Here is an 18,931-nt window from a genome sequence, read left to right on the forward strand (position 1 = left end):
AAGGCGAACACCCAGACCCAACCCGACCCGGCCGACCAGGCAGCGGTCACGGCGGAGCCGGACACCCAGACCGAACCGGGACCGGCGGACAAAGCCGACAGCTCGCCGAATCCGGACGTCCGGGACCGGCCGGAAGCGGTCGCGCCCGAGAGCGAGGCCGCCTCCGCGACGCCGGACCTCGCCGAGGATGGGACGAAGTCCGACAAGGACGAAAAATCTGAAGAAGTCGAAGAGCCGGGCCGGTCAAAGGTGGTCGGCCCGGCCACGGACCAGCCGCTGCCGGACCCGCAGGACGACGCCGAACCGGCGAAGCCCGCCGTTTCCGGCACACCGGGTCCGGTGAAGGGGACGGCCCAGGTGCCACCGGCGCCCGCCAAGGCGGTGGCCAGGGTGCCGCAGCCGCCGGCCAAGGCCGCTGCTCAGGTGCCGCCGGCCGCGAAGGCCGCCGCCCAGGTGCCGCCGGCGGCCGCGAAGGGTTCGGCTCAGGTGCCGGCTAAGCCGGCCGGGCAGCAGCCGCCTGCGGTGGCTCAATCCACGCCGACGGCTCCGGCGAAAGCCTCTGCTCAGGTTCCGCGGGCGCCCGCGGGGCCGGCGCCGGCCAAACCGGGTGAGCCGAAAGCCAAGGCCAGCGCCCAGGTGCCCGCCAAGGCCAGCGCCCCGGTCCCGCCGGCCAAGGCGGTGCCGAAGGTCGTGGCCATGCCGATCCGGGAACCGGACATCCGGCTGCCGGAGCCGGCCGCGCCCACCGGGTCGGACACGGCTGTCATCAAGCTGCCCGACAAGCCCCGGAAGGTGACCGGCAAGGCTGCGCCCAAGGCGTTGGGCAAGGCCAAGCCGCAAGCCCCGCCCAAGAAGGAACCGCAGGCCAAGGTCGAGCAGGCACCGCTACGGCAGCCGGACATCCGGCTGCCCGAACCGGCGCCCCCGACCGGCACCCAGACCGCGGTCATCACGGTGCCGGAAAAGACGGCGCCCGGAAAGCCGGAAAAGACAGCGGAAGAGACGGCCGCCAAGGCCAAGGCGACATCGCTGCTCGATCCGCCGAAACCGCCGCGGCCGCTGGACGCGCTCGAGCCCAAGGAGGAACGCCGGCAACGCCCGCGCGCCAGTGGGCTCGGGCAGGCACCGTGGATTCTGGCGCTGTCCAGCCTCGGCGTCGTGCTCGTCGCGCTCGCCTACGCCGGTGGCCGGTACGAGACGCCGTACGCGATCGCCGCGTACTGGGTCGGTCAGGTGGTGGTCTTCACGCCGGTGGTGGTCCGGGTGCTCAGCCGGCGCCTCGCCGGGGTGGCCGAAGGCATCGTGCTGGTGCTCGGGCTCGCGCTCAACCAGTATCTGCTCAAGTGGTTCTACAGTCCGGACCAGTTCCGCTTCCCGGACGAACTGCAGCACTGGCTGGCCACGACGATCATCAACGACACCGGTGAGCTGTTCCAGCCGAACAACGCTCTGCCGCCCGCCGTGCACTTCCCGGGGCTGGCCGAGATGGGCGCGGGCGTCTCACAACTGACCGGGCTCTCGGTGTTCGCGTCCGGGATTCTGGTCGCGGGCGTGGCGCACCTGTGTTTCGTGGCGGCCCTGTTCGTGCTCGTGTTGCGGGCCAGCGGATCGCCGACCATCGCGGGAGTTTCCTGCGTGGTGTACGCGACCACGCTGCACTACCTGTTCTTCAACTCGATGTACCTGTACCAGACCGCCGCGCTGCCGTTCTTCATGATCACCATTTGGGCGGTACGGCGGTGGCGGTCCGGCGCGGGCTGGCCGTTCCTCGCGATCGCGGCCGTCGGCATCGGGCTCACCACGGCCAGCCACCACGTGACGGCGTTCGCGCTGGTGGCGACGCTCGGGCTGCTCGGGGTCACCGAGTTCTTCGTGTCCCGGGGCTGGCCGTGGCGGGCGTTCATCGCGCCGGTCCTGGCCGTGCTGGTGGTGGCCGGCTGGATCCTGCTGGTGGCCCGGGACGTCATCCCCTACCTGGAAGCGCCTCTCGACCGGCTGCTGGCGACCGCCTCCACACTGATGACCGACCACCAGGACGCCGGTGCCGTCGCCACCGACGTGCCGCTCTGGCAGCTCGGCGTACAGGGCCTGGGTCTGGTCTTTTTGCTCGTGCTCTTTCTGGCGCTGGCCCGGGACACCATCGCCCGCGGCGAGCGCGACCCCTGGCGCTGGTCGATCCTGGCCGGCACCGTGGTCTTCTTCGCCGGCAACGGGGTGCGGTTCCTCGGCTCGGGCGGACCGGAGATCGCCGGCCGGCTCTCCACCTTCACCTATGTGCCGATCGCCGTGGTGGCCGCGATCGCGCTGGTGCAGTCGCCCAAGCTCTTCCCGAAGAAGGACGCGCAGGGCAGGCGTTGGCTTGCGGTCTCACCGCTGCCGCCGGCCCGGCCGTCGGACCGGACCTTCACGGTACGCCTGCTGGCCGGCTCCGCGGTCGTGACGTTGCTGATGATCGGCGCTCGCGTCGGCGGGTGGCCACCCTCGGCGCAGGTGCTGCCCGGACCGTATCTGGCCGCCGGATTCGAGCGCTCGGTGGACGCGTACGGGATCACCTCTGCTCTTTATCAGCGGAACACCCTGGGCCCGGGCAATCGCGTCGGCGGCGACATGGTGTCGATCTCGCTGGCCTCCACCTACGGCCGGCAGAACCCGGTGCGCGAGGTGGGCGAGCTGTACTACGCCGACATGTGGACCGACGCCGAGGCCGCCCGGGTGGCCGGCCTCCAGGTCGGCTACCTGGTGGTGGACGAGCGGCTGTCCGAGCACCTGCCGACCAACGGGCAGTACTTCGAGGGCGACCCGCGGGCCGGCCGGATCACCGAGCCGCTCACCCTCGGCCAGCTGCACAAGTTCGACTCGCTGCCGCTGGTGTCCAAGCTGTACGACAACGGCGTGATCCGGATCTACCAGATGGGGGCGTCGTCGTGACCAGGAAGATGTCCGCCGTGCTGGCCGGCCTCACGCTCCTGGCCGGCGCCGGCGTGCTGACCGGCCCGGAGGTGCTGCGGATCGCGGGCGGCCTGGTGCTCGCATTCGTGCTGCCCGGCGTTGCACTGACCGCGGCCCTGTTCCGCAACCGGATCGCGCTCACCCCGGTCGAGCGGATCATGCTGGTGCCCGCGCTGAGCCTGGCCACCCTGGTGCTGGGCGGCCTGCTGGCCTGGGTGGCCGGCCTGCCGCTGGAGCGCGGAACCTGGCTAGGGGTCAGCGGCGTGATCACCATGCTCGCCCTGGCCACCATGCTGATCTGGCCGGTGGCCGCGCCGGTGAAGTCGCGCGGCCCGTCGAAGCTGCCGACGCCGACCGACGCCACCCTGATCCTGCCGGTCTTCCAGGCCCGCGAGGCCGCGGCCGCGGGCTGGTGGCGGCGACTGCTGCCGGCCCGCCCGCAGCACACGGTCCTGCCGCTGGTGCTGGCGGTGGCGATGCTGGGCGGGGCGAGCTGGTATTCGGTGCGCACCTCGGTGGACACCCACGACGTGACGGTGACCGAGCTGTCGGCCGCGCCGCCGTCGCCGGCCAACCCCCTGGGCGAGCGTTCGGTGGCGGTCTCGGCGAGCGGCCTGGCCGCGGGCGCCGGAGCGTACGCCCTGGTGGTGACCTCACCGGTCGGCACCGAGTCGTCCCGGCAGGAGCTGACCGCCGGCTCAGACGGCCGGTGGAGCGGCAACGTGACCGTACCCGGCGGGGAGCGAACCACGATCGGCCTGTACCGGGCCGGCGATTCACTCCCCTACCGCACGGTGATCGTCGCGGCCGGCTGAGCGCCCTTGGCTACCGCAATGCGGCAGCCCAAGAAGTTGCCGCCCGGGTAACGGACGGTGCACCGGGGAAGTCAGCCGGCGGTGCTTTCGCGTACCACCAGACGGTGCTGGACCCGCACCTCGCGGGCCGGTCCGGCGGCCGGCGCGCCGGCGCCGAGCCGCTCGGCGAGCAGTTCCACGGCCAGGTTGGCGATCCGCACCGCGTCCGGCGCGACGGTGCTCAGCGTGGGGGTCGAGAACCGGCCGTCCTCGATGTCGTCGAACCCGATCACCGCCACGTCGCCGGGCACCGCGAGGCCCCGGGACAGCAGCGTGCGCAGGGCGCCGAGGGCGAGCAGGTCGTTGAAGCAGAAGACGGCGTCCGGCGGGTCGCCGGAGTCGAGCAGCCGGGCCATGGCGGCCGCGCCGTCGGCCCGGTGGAAACCCGCGACGGTGGCCTCGATGTCCGGGCCGGGAGGCAACCCGGCCTCGGCCAGCGCCGCCCGGTAACCGGCCAGGCGTTGATGCGCGGTCACCGCCGAGGGCGCGTCCTGCACGCCGATCGCGGCGATCCGCCGCCGGCCGAGGTCGCACAGGTGCCGGGTGGCGTCGGCGGCGCCGGCGGTGTTGTCGATCGCCACGTGGTCGGCCGGCCCGTGCCAGACTCGCTCGCCGAGCAGCACCATCGGGATGTCGGTGCGGTGTTCGAGGTCCTCCCCCGCGAGCGCCAGCGGACTGAAGATCAGCCCGTCGATGGCGTGCCGGCGCAGGCCCGCGACCAGGTGGCGCTCGCGCTCCGCCTGCCCGTCGGTCTGGTCGATCAGCACGGTCCAGGACCGCCGCTCGGCGGCCTGCACGATCAGCCCGGCGAGTTCGGCGAAGTATGGTGACTGGAGCTCCGGCACGGCCACCGCGATCACGCCCGAGCGGCCGCTGCGCAACTGGCGCGCGGCCAGGTTGGGCACGTAGCCGAGTGCCTCGATGGCGGCCTGCACGCGGGCGCGGGTGTCCGGGGCCACGTGCACATAACCGTTGACGACGTTGGAGACCGTCTTGACGGAGACACCGGCCCGCGCGGCGACATCCTTCAGGCCGGGCGGCACGGTACAGGACTCTACAACGTTGAACACCCGTCCCGGAGGTACGCCGTCACGGCCGCGCCGAACGCCATCCGGACGTGGTCATCACATTGTGCCCGGCGGCCGGCCCAGGTCGGGCCGGCGCATTGACTACTATCAATGCCTTGACCGGTTGCACCGGGAGGCATCGTCATGATCTCCATTTCGTCCGCCGCGCGCTGGGCCACGGTCCTGGCATCGACGCTCGCCCTCGGCGCTCCGCCCGCCCCGCCCGCCCCGCCCGCTCCGCCCACCCCGCCGCTGGTCGTGGACGTGCTGGCGATGAACGGCTCGGGCTGCCGGCCCGGCTCGGTGTTCGTGGTCATCCCGCCGGACAACACCGGCTTCGATCTCGCCTACGACACCTTCATGGCCAGCACCGACGGTGTGGTGGAGTTCCGGAAGTCCTGCCAGGTCACCCTCCAGGTCCATCCGCCCGAGGGCATGACCTACGCGCTGACCCGCACCGACTTCCGCGGCTTCGCCCACCTCGAACCGGACGTCACCGCCCGGTTGCGCACCCGCCACAACTTCGCCGGTACGGCACCGGGCCCCTTCTCCGCACACCCCTTCACCGGCCCGATGGACGACGACTGGCAGGTGACCGAGGTCATCGAGCCCGCCGACCAGGTCGTCGCCCCCTGCGGCGAGCAGCCCGCACTCACCGTCTGGTCCGAACTGACAGTCGTCGACGGCACCGCCTCCGACCAGACCAGCTGGATCACGTTGCAGGCACTCAGCTGGCCGGCCTTCTCGACGTTCCACCTCACCTGGAGCGAATGCCCGGCGCCATGACCCCGGCCGACGCGCCCACCCACGGGTGCCGGTGGCCGCCGCGGACAGCGACCTGACGTTCCTACTGCACCGCCCTAATGCACCGCTGCTGAAAACCGTCACCGGCCGGTCGCGCCGTCGATCTGTTCGCGGATTATGTCGGCGTGCCCGGCGTGCCGGCCGGTCTCCTCGATCAGGTGGGTCAGCAGCCAGCGCATTGACGGCGCTGACTTCGCATTCGGCACCGTCCGGCTCAGATCCTGGTACGACTCGATGACCGCGTTAGCCTCGGTGACCGCCTGCCGATAACCGGCCAGCACGCCCTCGGCCGTCTCCTTCGCGGTCGGCTTGAAGGTGGCGGCCCAACTGCGGACCTCGGCACCCAGGAAGTAGTACCGCTCGACGTACGTCAAATGTTTGATCAGCCCCAGCAGGCTGGTGCCGGACGGCACGGCCGGCGCCCGCACCTCGGGTTCCGGCACGCCCTCGACCTTCGCCGCGATCGCGTCGCGCAGATAGTTGAGAAAGCCGGCCAGCGTCGTCTTCTCGTCGGCCTCGAGGCCCGGCGGCTTGCGGTCGGTCACCCGGCGAACCGCCTGCTCCGCGCCATCGCCTTGTACGTCGCCAGCGAGTGCGCATTCGTGTCCACCCGCCACGTCTCCGAATAGTTCCGGTGCGTGTCGGTGTCGAACCAGCAGACCGCCGCGATGTTCGGCCTCGATGCCACGTACTTGCCGAACTGGGTGTTCCAGTCGCCCTTGGAATTGCCGCCGTAGTCGACCGAGCCCACCTCGCTGATCATCATGGGCTTACGGGCCGCGTACTCCCGGTACAGTTCGTCGAACATCGTGGCCGGCCGCTCGCGGTGCAGGTTGTAACCGGAGATCGCCACCCAGTCCACGTGCTGGTCACCGGGATAATAGGCCTGGAACCGGTTGGCCGTGGTGTCCGGTTGCGAGTTCCAGTTGATGCTCCACACCCACGAGATGTTGTCGGCGCCCTCGTCCTTGAACAACTTCCGCAGGTATTTCCAGCACTCGACATACCCGGCCGGATTGTTGCCGTTCTTGGGACCGCTCCAGGCGTACCAGCTTCCGTTCATCTCCCAGCCCCAGCGCAGGAACTTGGGCTTACCGTCGCGGGCCAGCCGGCGCGCATTGGCCCGGATCAGCGAGTCGTGTTTCCCGCTCAGGATGTCGTCGTGATAGGTGCCGCGCCAGGACACCATCGGAATGGAGCCGGCCGGCGCGCCGTCCACACTGGCGGGCAGGCTGTCCGTCCAGGCGTAGAAGACATGGATGATTTTGTAGTCCCGGCCGAGCTGTTTCCTACGCAGGGCGACGGCCTCACGCAATGACATTCCCGACAGTTCCAGGTACGCGCCCAGCATGGTCTTGTTGCTGTATCCGACCACCGGGCCGCCGCCGATTTTCACCGGTGCCGGGAGGGTTTTCGCGGGCGCGGGTGATGCGGACGCCGCGGCGGCGGACGGCTGCGGCGTGGGCGGGCTGCCGGTGGTCGCCGACCGGCCGCCGGTCAGCAGCCGGACCAGGCCGAGCCCACCGGCGGTCATCAGCACGGCGGCGGCGCCACCGGCAAGCGCGGCACGGCGGCTGACCAGTGACTCCGCCCGGTGGGTTGGGCTCACGTGAGGTTCCAGCCGCCCGCGCGCGCGATCCGGCGCACCAGCCGCCACCCGGGCTGCGCGACCTGCTTGAGCCGGGACACCAGGCCGGTCTCGGCGGCCCCGACCAGGGCGACCAGATCGCCGCCGGAGTGCCCGGGGGTGGGCTGGAACCGGGGCACCGCGAACCGCTTCTCGGCCGGCGTGTGCATCCGGCGGCCCACCTCGGTGGCGTTGTCGTGCCCGGTGCTGGCCACCACCCCGCGGACCCGGCGGCTGTGGTAGCCGTGCGGGTAGGCGAACGAGCGCACCTTGAGTTGCAGGCGCTGCTCGAGTTCCTCGTGGCTGCGCACCACCTCGCGGCGCAACTGGTCGGACGGCAGGACGTCCAGCGGGTGGTGGATCATGCCGTGGTTGCCGATCTCGACGCCGGCGGCCGCCACCTCGGCCAGTTCGTCCCAGGTCAGCATCGGCCCGAAGGCGGGTGCCCAGCGGCCGAGCCAGCGGGCCTGGCTGCCGAGGTGGCCGACCGAGGCATAGAGGGTGGCGCCCGCGCCGGCCTTGCGGAGGGCGGGCACGCCGGCGGTGAGGAAGTCCCGGTAGCCGTCGTCGAAGGTGACCGCGAGCAGCTTGTCGGTGCTGCCGGCGTCCAGCAGGTCGAGTGCCTCGCTCAGCCCGACCAGCCGGTATCCCGCCTCGGTAAGCGCGTCCAACTGCTCCGCGAGCAGGCCCGGCGGCACGGCGAGGTCCCGCATCGGGCCCTCGACGGCCGACACGGAGTGGTACATCAGCGCCGGCATGGCGGTCCACACGGTCACGGGATCGTCCTTGTACGCCTCTGGTCCCTGTCGTCCCACGCTAGGCGGAACCCTCGTACGTATTGCGGGTTTTCTCCGTTTTTGGCCCTCTACCGAAAGTCATAGCCGCAGTTCCCGCTCCGGACCGAGGCGCGCCACCACCCCGAACCGGAAGGCTGAAGGGTATGTCACTTGATCAACTCCGGCTAGGTGAGGCGGCCGTCGAATCCGCTCTCGTGCTCGGCGTCAGCACCCTCCCGGCGGCCTGGCACGCGCTCGACTCGACGCTGGCGACGGTCTTCGCGGCGATGTGGCTGCTCCTGGCATCCGGCGTATATGCACTACACGCCGTAACCTTCGACTGCTTCCGGCTCACTGGTCAGCGCCGCAGGAGGATTTTTTCGTTCACTCGCAGTGAGGAGTGAACCGTGGCGTCGCCGTCTTCGTAGTCCCGGTCAACGACGTTGGCGCTTCAACCACCGGGAGCGACGAAGATGTTCCGACTGATCCAACTACACACCGAGAACGGCGTCCCCCGCATCGGGGTGGAGCCCGACGGTTACGTCAGCGCCCGTACCGCGCTCGCCCACTATCGCAGCCGCCCGGCCGCCTACTTCGGCGTTGGCCGCTTCGACCACGAGGGCACCCTCGCCGAGATCATCCTGGACCGGCTGTGCGGCCCGCTCGGCGACTGCCCACGGCCAGCCTCCGTCGTGCACGCCACCACGTACCAGCGCCTCTGCGCCTCCTGCTCGCTCGGCCTCGACGTGCTCACCGTCCCGGAACTGGCCCGGATGCTCGGGATCGCCTGCCGTCTCGCCCCCGTCCTGGCCCGCTCCGGCCGGCACGCGCGGCTGGAGATGGCCTCCCCGTCCGGCAACCGGATCGCCCGCGAGTTCGCCACCCACGTGCACGACCCGATCTGGCGGATGGAACTCTGCGCCGAACTGGCCCGCGACCCCGGCGCGATCAACGGCCTGCTCATCGGTGTCGGCGCGCTGACCCACCGCGACGTGCTCGACCTCTACCCACGCTTGCGCACGCTCGCCGACGAGTTACCGGCGTCGGTCCGCGAGGAACTCAACCGCGCCACCGCCCGTCCGCTCTCCCCCGCCGGTGTGGCGGGCCTGCGCCTGGGACTTGCCCCCGCCTGAGTGGCATGCTTCAACGGTGTCTGTTGGTGAAACGGTGGAGGCCGAACCGCGCCGGCGCCGTCCCCGCGTTGTCAGGTTCGGACTGACCCTGACCGCGATTCTGTTACTGCTGTTCGGCGTGCCGTGGGCGACCCTGATCGCCGGGGGCAACCACTGGCCCACTCCCGTAGTCGTCGCCGGCACGATCCTCTTCGCGCTCGCGCTGGTCCTCTTCCCCGCGCTGATGTTCGCCGGGCACGGCCGCCGCCATCTGGACGGCGCCGCCCGGATCGCCGACGCCATGCTCGGCATCATCTGGGTGTTGTTCGTCTGGTCGCTGCTCGGCCAACTGCTGGCGGTGGTCCTCGGGCTGGCCGGCGTCGGTGAGCCGGCTCGCTACCGCATCGCCACCGCGGTGGTCACCCTGATCGCGCTGGTCCTGCTCCTTTGGGGGTACGCCGAAGCGATGCGTGTCCCGCGCATCCGGCGGGTCGACGTCACGCTGCCCCGCCTCGGCCCCGCCCTGGACGGTCTGCGGGTGGTGCTGCTCACCGATACCCACTACGGCCCGATCAACCGGGCCCGCTGGTCCCAGGGCGTCACCGCGGCCGTGAACGCGCTCGACCCCGACGTGGTGGCCCACACCGGCGACATAGCCGACGGCGAGGTGTCCCAGCGCCGCGAACAGGCCGCCCCACTCGGCGACATCCGCGCCGACTTGGCCCGCGTCTACGTGACCGGCAACCACGAATACTTCAGCGGCGCCCAGCGCTGGGTGGAGCACATGGCCGCCCTGGGCTGGGAGGCCCTGCACAACCGCCACGTAGTGGTCCAGCGAGGCGACGACGCCCTGGTCGTAGCCGGCGTCGACGACCGGACCGCAGCCGGCTCCGGCGTCCCCGGCCACCACGCTGACCACGAGGCGGCCCTGGCCGGCACCGACCCCGACCTCCCGGTCCTGCTGCTGGCCCACCAGCCCGCCCAGATCCAGGGCGCCGTGGCCCACGGCATAGACCTGCAAATCTCCGGCCACACCCACGGCGGCCAGATCTGGCCCTTCCACTACCTGGTCCGCCTCGACCAGCCCGTCCTGCAGGGCCTGACCCGCCACTCCGCCCGGACCCAGCTCTACACCAGCCGGGGCACCGGCTTCTGGGGCCCACCGTTCCGCGTCTTCGCCCCCAGCGAAATAACCCTCCTGACCCTCCACACCGCCTGACCCTCCACACCGCCTGACCAGCCCGGCCCTGCGCGGCCCGCCCGCTCAGGCGCCGCGGCGGCTGATCTCGTCGGCGGCGGCCAGCATGCGGGTGCCGATCGGCTCGACGCCTACGGCGGTCAGGACCAGGCCGCAGCACACCCGTTCGGCCAGGCCCCACTCCCAGACCGCCTGGGCGTCCGTGCCGGTGCGGGCCGCCAGCCATCGGGCCCGGTCGCGCGGGTCGCCCGCCAGCAACTCGTCCGGGTCCTCGCGCATCAGCACGCCGAGGTCGTATTCCGGCTCGGCCCACAGCCCGTCGGGGTCGACCAGCTTGAAGCCGTCACCGGAGCTCATCGCGTTCCACTGGTGGACGTCGCCGTGCGACAGCACCGCACGCCGCGGGTCGAAGGCACGCCGCCGGCTCTCCGCGGCGACGAGAGCGTCGTCGACCGCCCGGCGCGTGCACGGCTCACCCAGTTCCGTCCACAACCGACGAATCTTGTCGATCAGAAACTCGGCCTTTGTCTCCCCATCAGGAAGGCCGGCGCCCACGCTACCCCCGGTTTGCCAGATCGCGCGTGCCAGATCGCAGAGGATCTCCAGGCGGCGCGGTTGCGGCAGGTTGAGCTGCGACATCGCCGGGCCGAGCCGCTCCAGCAGCAGGGCGCCGCGCTCCTCGTCACACCGCAGCAGCCGGCAACAGCTCGCGGCGTGCCGGAGCACGGTGATCTCGTTGCGCGCCGCCGCTCCCCCGCGACGCGGAACGGGCAGCTTGAGCACCCCGGGCGTGCCGTCGCCCTGCGTCACTCGTACGACGTACGCCTCGGTGGCATCGCCGAACGCCTCACCCAGCGTGAGATCCCACTCGCGGGCGAGGTCGCAGACGAGCCCGGGCAAATCGGCGAGCCAGTCGTGGGCGCAAACACCCTGCGCGGTCGCTCGCACCGGAGCCGGAAGATCTCGCACGGGCGACAGGGTGACACACGTGATATCCGGCAGCCACGTAATTCCGTTGAAGACCCTCCGGCCGCCACCGCAGGATGGGGGTACCGCCGATTCCGCCGAGAGGTTGTCTTCATGCGTCTGCTCCGCGACCTGTGGGCCACGTCCCGCAGCCGCACCACGCTGGTGGCAGCGCTGATCGTGCTCGGCGCCGCCGGGCAGGCCGGCGCACTCGCGCTGGCCGGTGCCGTCCTGGTCGACCGGTCCGCCACCCTGTTCGTGGTGCTCGCCGCCGCCCTCGTCGCATCGGTGCTCAGCGATGTCGTGGTCGGCCTCGTCGCCGCCCGTCTCACCGCCGACTGGGCCGCCCGGGTGCGGCGCGGGCTCAACCGGGTGGCGTTCGGTCAAGATCTGCCCACGCTGGAGAACACGCCGGTCGGCGAGTTGCTCGACCGGATCGACTCGGACGTCTACCAGGTCGGTTCGGAACTGCGCGGCAGCGGCATCCGGATCACCCAGTCCATCGCCGTGGCCACGCTCTCCATCGTCACCGCGTTCATCGCCTGGTGGCCGGCCGGCGTCGGCATGGTGATCGTGTCGATCCTGCTCTTCCTGACCATGCACAAGCCGATCCGCCGGATCTCCCCGCTCCGGATCTCGGAGGAGGAGGCGTGGTCCGACCTGGCCGCCGTGATGGAGGAGTCCATCCACGGCCAGGACGACGTACGCACGAGCCTGGCCGCACCGTACGTCCTCAGGTTGTATGCCCAGCGCGCCAGCGCGGTCCTGTCCCGCGGTCGCAAGGTCTGGACGTCCTCGGCCCGGATCACCATGGGCGCCGGCGCCATCACCCGGAGCCTGATCGCGGTGCTCGTGGTGACCGGCGCCTGGGCGCTGATGACCGGGCACATCGACGGCGCCCGGCTGACCGCGGTGTGGCTGCTCGCGCTCGGCTTCGGCGGCACCCTCGAGCACGTCACCCGGATGGTGCCCGAGCTGCAGAACGCGCTCGGTGCCTGGAGCCGGGTCCAGATGCTCCAGGACGTGCCGCAGGAACCCACCGAGGGCGTGCCGCCGGCCGACGGCGACCTGACCGTCCGCAACCTCACGTTCCGGTACGCCGAGTCGGACAACGCCCGCCCGCCGGCGTTGCGCGACGTCAGCCTCACCTTCGCGCGCGGTCGCTCGTACGCGCTCATCGGCCGGACCGGTTCCGGCAAGTCCACTCTCGCCAAGGTCCTCACCCGCGCGGTCGACGTGCCGCGCGGCACCGTGTTCCTCGGCGCCCTCGACCTCAACGACCTGGACGTCGAGGGCCTGCGCCGGTGGACCGCGATCGTGCCGCAGCGCACCGAGATCCTGGCCGGCACGCTGGCCGAGAACATCGCGCTGTTCGACCCCGAACTGCTGCCCAGGGCGGCCGGCGCGCTCGACGAGTTGGGCCTCACCCCGTGGGCGTCCAGCCTGCCCGACGGCATCGACACCAAACTCGGCGAGGGCGGCTACAAGTTGTCCGCCGGGCAGGAGCAGCTGGTCGCGTTCGCCCGCATCCTGGTCCGCGACCCGCAGGTGGTGATCCTCGACGAGGCCACCGCCCGGATGGACCCGGTCACCGAGACCTGGGTGCAGCGGGCCACCGACCGGCTGCTCGACGGCCGGATCGGCGTGATCGTGGCGCACCGGCTCTCCTCGGTGCAGCGCTGCGACGAGGTGGTCGTGCTGGCCGACGGCGAAGTGCTCGAGGCCGGCCCGATGGCCGAGTCGCGCCGGTTCGCCGAGCTGATGGCCAGCAGCAACCTGACCGTGCCGGCCACCGGCGCGAGCAGCGGCGGGGTCTTGGTCGCGGAGCGCGACTGGGCCAATCGATGGGAGCTCGGGGCGGCGCAGGTCGAGCTGGGTGCCGAGGCACTGGCCAACACGCTGACCCCGGTCGACCCGCCGCCGCTGCCGGAACCGCCGCGCGACCGCACCATGCGCGAGATCGTGCGGCTGGCGTTCAACGATCCGCGGTACGGGCTGGCGGCCGTCGGGATCTTCGTGGTGCTGGTGATGCTGGGCCTGGACGGCGCGATCCTGCCGCTGCTCTGGGCGCACGTGGTGGACGGCGTCGGCAACCCGATGCTGCCCGCCATCGGCATCGCGACCGGCCTGATCGTGGCGATCCCGACGCTGTACTACACCAGCGCCTGGTTCCCCGAGTGGTGGGTCCGCCAGATGCTGCGGATCAGCCTGCGCCTGGTGCGCGGGCAGATCGGGCCGCGCCGGGTCAGCAAGCACACCCCGGCCGAGGTGGTCGCCCAGGGCGGCGACACCGAGCGGGTGGTCATGCTGGCCGACAACCTGATCGACAACTTCACCAGCCTGATCCTGATCGGGGTCATGACGGCGGCAGCCCAGTCGATCGTGCCGGCCCTGTTCTTCGTCGGCACCATGGTGGTCTCCGGCCTGGCCGCGACCCTGTTCGGCCCGCGGCTGGAAAAGGCGGCCCGGCGGACCGTGGCGGCCCGGGCGGCGTTCGCAACCGCGCTGGTGTCGTCGCTGTCGGCAGCGCGTACGGTCAAACTGGCCGGCGCCACCGTGCCGGTGCTCGCCCACCTGGCCCGGCTCGACACGGTCCGCAGCGAGCGGCAGCGCCGCGAGATCGCGATCCAGGTGTGGGCGCGCTCCACCCCCTCGATCGTCAGCGGCCTGCTGCCGATCGCGGCCTGGTCGCTCTATCTCGACGGCCGGCTGTCCGCGGCGGCCACCCTGATCGCGGTGGCCACCCTGGGCGCGGCCCGCTGGTTCGCCTGGACCACCGCGTCGCTGGTGTCCCAGTTCCCGTCGGCCCGGGTGTGGACCAGGCGCACGGTGGCCATGTCGGGCATCGCCGAATACTCCTCCGAGGTGCCCGGCGTCGACCTGGCGGCCGGCACCGCACCGGCGCCGCCGACCGCGGCCCGCAACCCGCTGGAACGGTTGGAACTGTGCCGGTTCAGCGCCGTGCACGAGAACGGCACGGTCGGCGCGCAGGACGTCGACCTGACCGTCGACCGCGGCCAGTTGGTGCTGGTGGTCGGCCCGGTCGGGTCGGGCAAGTCGTCGCTGCTGCGCGCCCTGGCCGGCATCGTGCACCACACCGGCGAGCTGCGCTGGAACGGCAGCCTGGTCGACGAGCCCGAGCTGTTCCTGCGGCCCAACCAGGTCGGGTACGTCGCCCAACTGCCCCGGGTGCTTTCCGGAACGGTGGCCGACAACATCCGGCTCGGCCACGAGCAACTGGACGCGGCCGACGCGGTGTCGACCGCGCAGCTGGAGCACGACCTGGCCGCGTCGGGCGGCGGGCTCCAGCTGCTGATCGGCCACAAGGGCACCCGGCTGTCCGGCGGTCAGCTCCAGCGGCTGGCGCTGGCCCGGGCGCTGGCTCCGCGCACCGAGTTGCTGATCGCCGACGACGTGTCCTCGGCCCTGGACGTGACCACCGAGCTGGAGCTGTGGCAGGCCCTGCGCGGCCACGGCGTCACGGTGGTCGGCTCAACGTCTAAGCGGGCGGCGCTGAGCCAGGCCGACAAGGTGGTCATCCTGATCGGCGGCCGGGTCGAGGACCAGGGCACGTGGCAGGAACTGGCGGACCGCTGGGGTCACCTGGCCGGCTGAGCCCCAGCTGCGGGGCCGGCTGACCGCCGGGGTCACCTGGCCGGCTGAGCCCCAGCGCCGGGCCCGGCTGACCGCCGGGGTCATCTGGCCGGCTGAGCCGCAGCACCGGCCAGTCGGCGAGGTCGGCCAGCATCTGCCGGTCGTGGGTGGCGATCACGATCGCGGCTCCGGTCTCCCGCAGAGCCGCGGTCAGGTCGTCCACCAGCGTGGCCGCCAGGTGGTTGGTCGGCTCGTCCAGGATCAGCAGGTTGGGACCCCCGGCCAGCTGCCTGGTGAGGTCGAGCCGGCGCTGCTGCCCCAGCGACAGCCTGTCGTGCGGCAGCCGGCCGTCAGGCAGCCGCTCGGCACCCGTGGTCTCCTGCCGCAGATGCCCGATGCGCGCCGCACCCGTCGCACGGACCTCCCCGGTCGACGGCGTCAGCTCGCCGGCCAGCAGGGCGAGCAGCGTCGACTTGCCGGCGCCGTTCGGCCCGGTCACCAGCAGCCGGTCGCCGGCGTCGAGCACGAGACTGACCGGCCGGTCCAGTCGTCCCGCCAAGGTGATCCCGTCGCACCGCAGCAACGGCTCGCCGGCCCGTCCGCCCAGCTCCGGCAGATGCAGCCGGCGCGGCGGTTCGGGCACGGTGATCCGATGGCGATCAAGCTCCTCCTGCCGGCGCCGGAACGCCTGCACCACACCCGGCGCGCGACTCTGCCGCTGGTGTCTCCCGGTGCCCTTGTCGGGGCGCCAGCCAGTGCTGAGCCTGCCACGCGCCTCGTCCGCCGCCACGGCAAGACGCTGGTGCTCGTCGCGTTGAGCCTCAAACTCCGCGACCCAACCGGCCCAGACTTTCGCTCGTCCGTCCTGCCAGCCGCGGTAGCCACCAGAATAGCCGCGGGGCCGGCCGTCCGGCGTGGGGTCCAGGTCGAGGAACTCCTCCGCCACGTCCCGCAGCAGCGCCCGATCGTGCGTCACGAGTGCAAAGCCGCCCCGATGCTGCTGCAACCGCGAGGTCAGGAACGACAGGCCGTCGGCGTCCAGATGGTTGGTCGGCTCGTCCAGCAGCAAAAGGTCAAAATCCGACCCCAACCGACAGGCAAGCCGTACGCGGTACCGCTGCCCGACGGACAGAGTGGACAGAGGCCGGGCCCGGTCGGTGCACGCATCGAGCCCGGCCAGGGCCACACCGACGCGACGGTCGGCGTCCCAGGCGTCCAGCCGGGTGGCCGCGTCGAGAGCCGCCGCATATCCGGCGTCGGCCCCGTCCCGGCCCTCGACCAGCGCGTCGGCCGCGGCGTCGAGCGCCCGCAACGCCAGCCGGGAGGCCCGGGTGGCGCCGTCGATCACGGCGCCGACGGTCTCGCCGTCGCTCGCGTCGAGGGCCTGCTGGACCAGCCCGATGGTGCCGGCGCGCTGCACCGTTCCGTGGTCGGGCACGGTCAGACCGGCCAGCACGCGCAGCAGGGTGGTCTTGCCCCGCCCGTTCTCGCCGACCACGGCCAGCCGCGAACCCGCGGAAACGGTCACGGTGACGTCGGAGAGAACGACCCGGCCGCCCAGCACCACCCGCAGGTTGCCGGCCCGGATGTGCGCACGGTCGCCGGCCGGGAGGTCGCCACCCTGGGCCAAATCCCGTTCAAGTTCGGTCACGATTCTGCTTTCGGCTCGTCATGGAGCCGGGCAGCGAGAGAAAGCCGCCCGGCGTAGGAACGCCCAGGACGGCAAGGCAGAGCTAGATCAGTTCACCAGGACCCTGCCGCCGTCAGCGGCCGGTCCACGGCTTCATGTATGTGCGACACATGCACCCAGCATAACGGTGGGGTCGCCGGGCGGCGGCCCCACCGTTCCGGTGTCAGATCTGGCTTTCCAGCTGTTTCACGACCTGGGTCACCTTGTCCGACGGGATCGCGAAGCCGACGCCGATGCTGCCGGTGTTGTCCTCGCCGGCCGTGGCAATCGCGACGTTGATGCCGACCACGTGACCGGAGGCGTCGACCAGCGCGCCACCGGAGTTGCCCTGGTTGATCGCGGCGTCGGTCTGCAGCAGGCCGGACAGCCGGTCGCTCTCGGTGTTGATGCTGCGGTCCAGGGCCGAGACGATGCCCGAGGTGACCGTGTTCTCCAGCCCGAGCGGCGCGCCGAAGGCCAACACCGTGTCACCGACCGCGACGGTCGAGCTGTCGCCGAACGTCACCGGAGTGAGCCCCGACAACCCGCGCGCCTGCACCAGGGCGAGGTCGTTGCTGGGGTCGGTGGCCACCACCTCGGCGGGCACGGTCCGGCCGGTGGACAGCCGCACGCTGACGGTGCCGGAAGTCGCGACGACGTGGTTGTTGGTGAGCACCAGGCCGTCCGCGCTGAGCACCACGCCGGAGCCGAGCGAGGAGGCCCGGTTGCTGTCGACCAGGACCGTCACGATGCTGGGCTGCACGGTCTTGACGACGGCGGCCAGGTCGTTGCTCTCCGCGATCGGGGTGGTCGTGGTAGCCCCGCTGCTGCTGGCGGCGACGGCCGCCGGGTGGTCGATCAGGTAGCGGTCCGCGAGCACGCCACCGGCGGTGCCGGCACCCGCGACCAGCGCGACCAGGGCGGCCCCGCCGGCTACCCGGCGCGGCCACCGCCGCGGATTGGGTGAGGAGGGCGGGAAATAGTACGGCGGGGACGGGGGCGGCGGCGGAGCGGTGTGGTCGTAGCGGTCGGCGCCGGCGTACTGCTCGTCGTCGTAGTGGTAATACCTGGGCCGGGACATCATGTCGGTCATGGCGCCGCCTCGCTTCGGTTTGGCTGATGCGTCAACAGTTGCGCGAGAACTTGTTCGCCACCGGTGAAGCATCTGTGGATTCGCTGTACACCGTCCGGGTCGCATCAGCCACACGCCGGTGGGCGAGCCGCCGGTTCACCGGCTCGCGTGCCAGTAGGGTCCACGGGTGCTTTTCACCCGATTGGTCCCCGTGGCGGCTCCGGCCGGATGCGTGCTGCTGACCCTGGCCGGACGCGCCACCGCCACCGCACCGCCGTCGGCCGAACCCGCCCTACCCCCACCGCCCGAAACCCGTTCGCCGGGGCGGCCGCATCGGCCGAAAGTCGCATACCCGCCGCGCACTTCGGTACCTCGGTCTGATGCCACTCCGTGCCACCCCGCGGATCCTGGAAGCATGTCCCCCAAACGAATGCTCAGCGTGGTCGGCACGGCGGTTGGTGGCATCATCGGCTGGTCCGTGCCGCCCCCGCCGGTCGATCCGGTGACCCTGCGTGCCCTGCTCGCCGATGTGGGTCCGCCGCCCGGCGAGGATCTCGCCGCGGCGGTCCGCGCCTTTCAGGTCCGCACCGGCCTCGAACCCGACGGCGTCGCCGGACCCCGGACCGTTCATCTGCTGGTGCGGTGCGCAAACCGGTTAAAGTTTGCCGCTTGACATCCTCTCCGCCCTAAAGGACGGGGATTCCCGTGGTCGCCCTCGGGGTTTCCTGCTTCACCGTCGGTCGTCTTGTCCGAGAGGACTCTCGTTGAGGTCTTACACCGTCTCCACAGGCTGTCACCGCCAGTCCGGCGGCCAGTATGTTGCGGGCCGCGTTGACGTCGCGGTCGTGGACGGTGCCGCACCGGCAGGTCCACGACCGCACGTTCAGCGGCATCCGCTCAGCGAGGGCACCACACGTCGAGCACAGGTTCTCACGAACGAGTCGGGCGGTCAGTTTGTGCAGATGGTCACGGCGACGGTCGGTGATCCGGGCATGGACGCGAGCGACCTTCAGAGCGGCTTTCGCCCGGTTCTTCCGGTCCTGGCCCTTCTCCTTCCTCGCCAGAGCCCGCTGGGCACGGGCCAGCCGCTTACGGTCGGCCCGCTCGAACCGCGGGTTGACGACCTTCTCCCCGGTCGACAGGGCGAGCAACGAGGCGAGACCGGCGTCGATGAGCCGGCCGTCCTTCCAGCGGAACCATCTTGTGAAGACGGAGGAGACACGCCGCACGGCCATATCCTCCG

Annotated in this window: 15 protein-coding genes and 1 pseudogene; 8 read left to right on the forward strand and 8 right to left on the reverse strand. The window is 71.5% G+C overall.

Features of this window, described 5'->3' with window-relative positions:
• Together Ari01nite_RS11485 and Ari01nite_RS11490 are read left to right on the forward strand one after the other, a co-directional pair.
• Positions 1 to 2,928 (forward strand): annotated as a pseudogene (locus Ari01nite_RS11485) (hypothetical protein); the annotation flags it as partial.
• Positions 2,925 to 3,764 carry a hypothetical protein gene (locus Ari01nite_RS11490; protein WP_203781162.1) on the forward strand — a complete coding sequence of 280 codons (840 nt, stop codon included), beginning with the start codon at positions 2,925 to 2,927 and terminating at the stop codon, positions 3,762 to 3,764. The pseudogene Ari01nite_RS11485 and the gene Ari01nite_RS11490, both read left to right, overlap by 4 nt.
• Positions 3,765 to 3,835: 71 nt before the next feature.
• On the opposite strand, the gene Ari01nite_RS11495 is transcribed toward Ari01nite_RS11490, so the two are convergent.
• Complete coding sequence (locus Ari01nite_RS11495) at positions 3,836 to 4,846, reverse strand: LacI family DNA-binding transcriptional regulator (protein WP_203781163.1); 1,011 nt, start codon at positions 4,844 to 4,846, stop codon at positions 3,836 to 3,838.
• A 168-nt stretch (positions 4,847 to 5,014) separates the two neighbouring features.
• Between Ari01nite_RS11495 and Ari01nite_RS11500 the strand changes: the two genes are divergently transcribed.
• A complete protein-coding gene (locus Ari01nite_RS11500; RefSeq protein WP_203781164.1) occupies positions 5,015 to 5,656 on the forward strand; it encodes a DUF4360 domain-containing protein in 642 nt (213 codons plus the stop codon).
• Between the two features lie 98 nt (positions 5,657 to 5,754).
• Here the strand turns inward: Ari01nite_RS11500 and Ari01nite_RS11505 are convergent, their stop codons facing one another.
• From Ari01nite_RS11505 to Ari01nite_RS11515, 3 genes are read right to left on the reverse strand one after another with little or no spacing between them, the layout of a single operon-like run.
• Positions 5,755 to 6,219 carry a DinB family protein gene (locus Ari01nite_RS11505; RefSeq protein WP_203781165.1) on the reverse strand — a complete coding sequence of 155 codons (465 nt, stop codon included), beginning with the start codon at positions 6,217 to 6,219 and terminating at the stop codon, positions 5,755 to 5,757.
• Positions 6,216 to 7,283, reverse strand: a complete 1,068-nt coding sequence (locus tag Ari01nite_RS11510) for a glycoside hydrolase family 26 protein (RefSeq protein WP_203781166.1) — start codon at positions 7,281 to 7,283, stop codon at positions 6,216 to 6,218. Before Ari01nite_RS11510 ends, Ari01nite_RS11505 begins: the two co-directional genes overlap by 4 nt.
• Positions 7,280 to 8,077 carry a polysaccharide deacetylase family protein gene (locus Ari01nite_RS11515; protein ID WP_203781167.1) on the reverse strand — a complete coding sequence of 266 codons (798 nt, stop codon included), beginning with the start codon at positions 8,075 to 8,077 and terminating at the stop codon, positions 7,280 to 7,282. The genes Ari01nite_RS11510 and Ari01nite_RS11515 overlap by 4 nt, the downstream gene beginning before the upstream one ends.
• 164 nt (positions 8,078 to 8,241) lie before the next feature.
• Here Ari01nite_RS11515 and Ari01nite_RS11520 point away from each other — a divergent pair, with 164 nt between their 5' ends.
• The 3 genes from Ari01nite_RS11520 (at position 8,242) to Ari01nite_RS11530 (ending at position 10,408) form a co-directional block, all read left to right on the forward strand.
• Positions 8,242 to 8,481: a hypothetical protein gene (locus Ari01nite_RS11520; protein ID WP_203781168.1), complete on the forward strand. Its 240-nt coding sequence runs from the start codon at positions 8,242 to 8,244 to the stop codon at positions 8,479 to 8,481.
• Between the two features lie 69 nt (positions 8,482 to 8,550).
• Positions 8,551 to 9,210 (forward strand): hypothetical protein, encoded by a 660-nt coding sequence (locus Ari01nite_RS11525; protein ID WP_203781169.1) that lies wholly within the window; start codon positions 8,551 to 8,553, stop codon positions 9,208 to 9,210.
• A 16-nt stretch (positions 9,211 to 9,226) separates the two neighbouring features.
• Positions 9,227 to 10,408 carry a metallophosphoesterase gene (locus Ari01nite_RS11530; RefSeq protein ID WP_203781170.1) on the forward strand — a complete coding sequence of 394 codons (1,182 nt, stop codon included), beginning with the start codon at positions 9,227 to 9,229 and terminating at the stop codon, positions 10,406 to 10,408.
• Positions 10,409 to 10,453: 45 nt separating this feature from the next.
• On the opposite strand, the gene Ari01nite_RS11535 is transcribed toward Ari01nite_RS11530, so the two are convergent.
• On the reverse strand, positions 10,454 to 11,356 hold the full coding sequence (locus Ari01nite_RS11535) for an aminoglycoside phosphotransferase family protein (protein WP_239162664.1): 903 nt from the start codon (positions 11,354 to 11,356) through the stop codon (positions 10,454 to 10,456).
• 111 nt (positions 11,357 to 11,467) lie between these two features.
• Between Ari01nite_RS11535 and Ari01nite_RS11540 the strand changes: the two genes are divergently transcribed.
• Positions 11,468 to 14,968, forward strand: a complete 3,501-nt coding sequence (locus tag Ari01nite_RS11540; protein ID WP_203781171.1) for an ATP-binding cassette domain-containing protein — start codon at positions 11,468 to 11,470, stop codon at positions 14,966 to 14,968.
• Here Ari01nite_RS11540 and Ari01nite_RS11545 read toward each other — a convergent pair.
• Positions 14,889 to 16,598: an ATP-binding cassette domain-containing protein gene (locus Ari01nite_RS11545; RefSeq protein WP_239162665.1), complete on the reverse strand. Its 1,710-nt coding sequence runs from the start codon at positions 16,596 to 16,598 to the stop codon at positions 14,889 to 14,891. The genes Ari01nite_RS11540 and Ari01nite_RS11545 overlap by 80 nt on opposite strands.
• Positions 16,599 to 16,800: 202 nt before the next feature.
• Positions 16,801 to 17,709: a S1C family serine protease gene (locus Ari01nite_RS11550; RefSeq protein WP_203781172.1), complete on the reverse strand. Its 909-nt coding sequence runs from the start codon at positions 17,707 to 17,709 to the stop codon at positions 16,801 to 16,803.
• A gap of 409 nt (positions 17,710 to 18,118) precedes the next feature.
• Here Ari01nite_RS11550 and Ari01nite_RS11555 point away from each other — a divergent pair, with 409 nt between their 5' ends.
• Positions 18,119 to 18,361: a peptidoglycan-binding protein gene (locus tag Ari01nite_RS11555; RefSeq protein WP_239162666.1), complete on the forward strand. Its 243-nt coding sequence runs from the start codon at positions 18,119 to 18,121 to the stop codon at positions 18,359 to 18,361.
• 13 nt (positions 18,362 to 18,374) lie between these two features.
• Here Ari01nite_RS11555 and Ari01nite_RS11560 read toward each other — a convergent pair whose 3' ends face one another.
• Entirely contained in the window at positions 18,375 to 18,917 is a 543-nt protein-coding gene (locus Ari01nite_RS11560) for an RNA-guided endonuclease InsQ/TnpB family protein (RefSeq protein WP_203781174.1), read from the reverse strand.
• Positions 18,918 to 18,931: the final 14 nt, after the last annotated feature.

It is taken from the genome of Paractinoplanes rishiriensis, assembly GCF_016862375.1.
Classification (GTDB): domain Bacteria; phylum Actinomycetota; class Actinomycetes; order Mycobacteriales; family Micromonosporaceae; genus Actinoplanes; species Actinoplanes rishiriensis.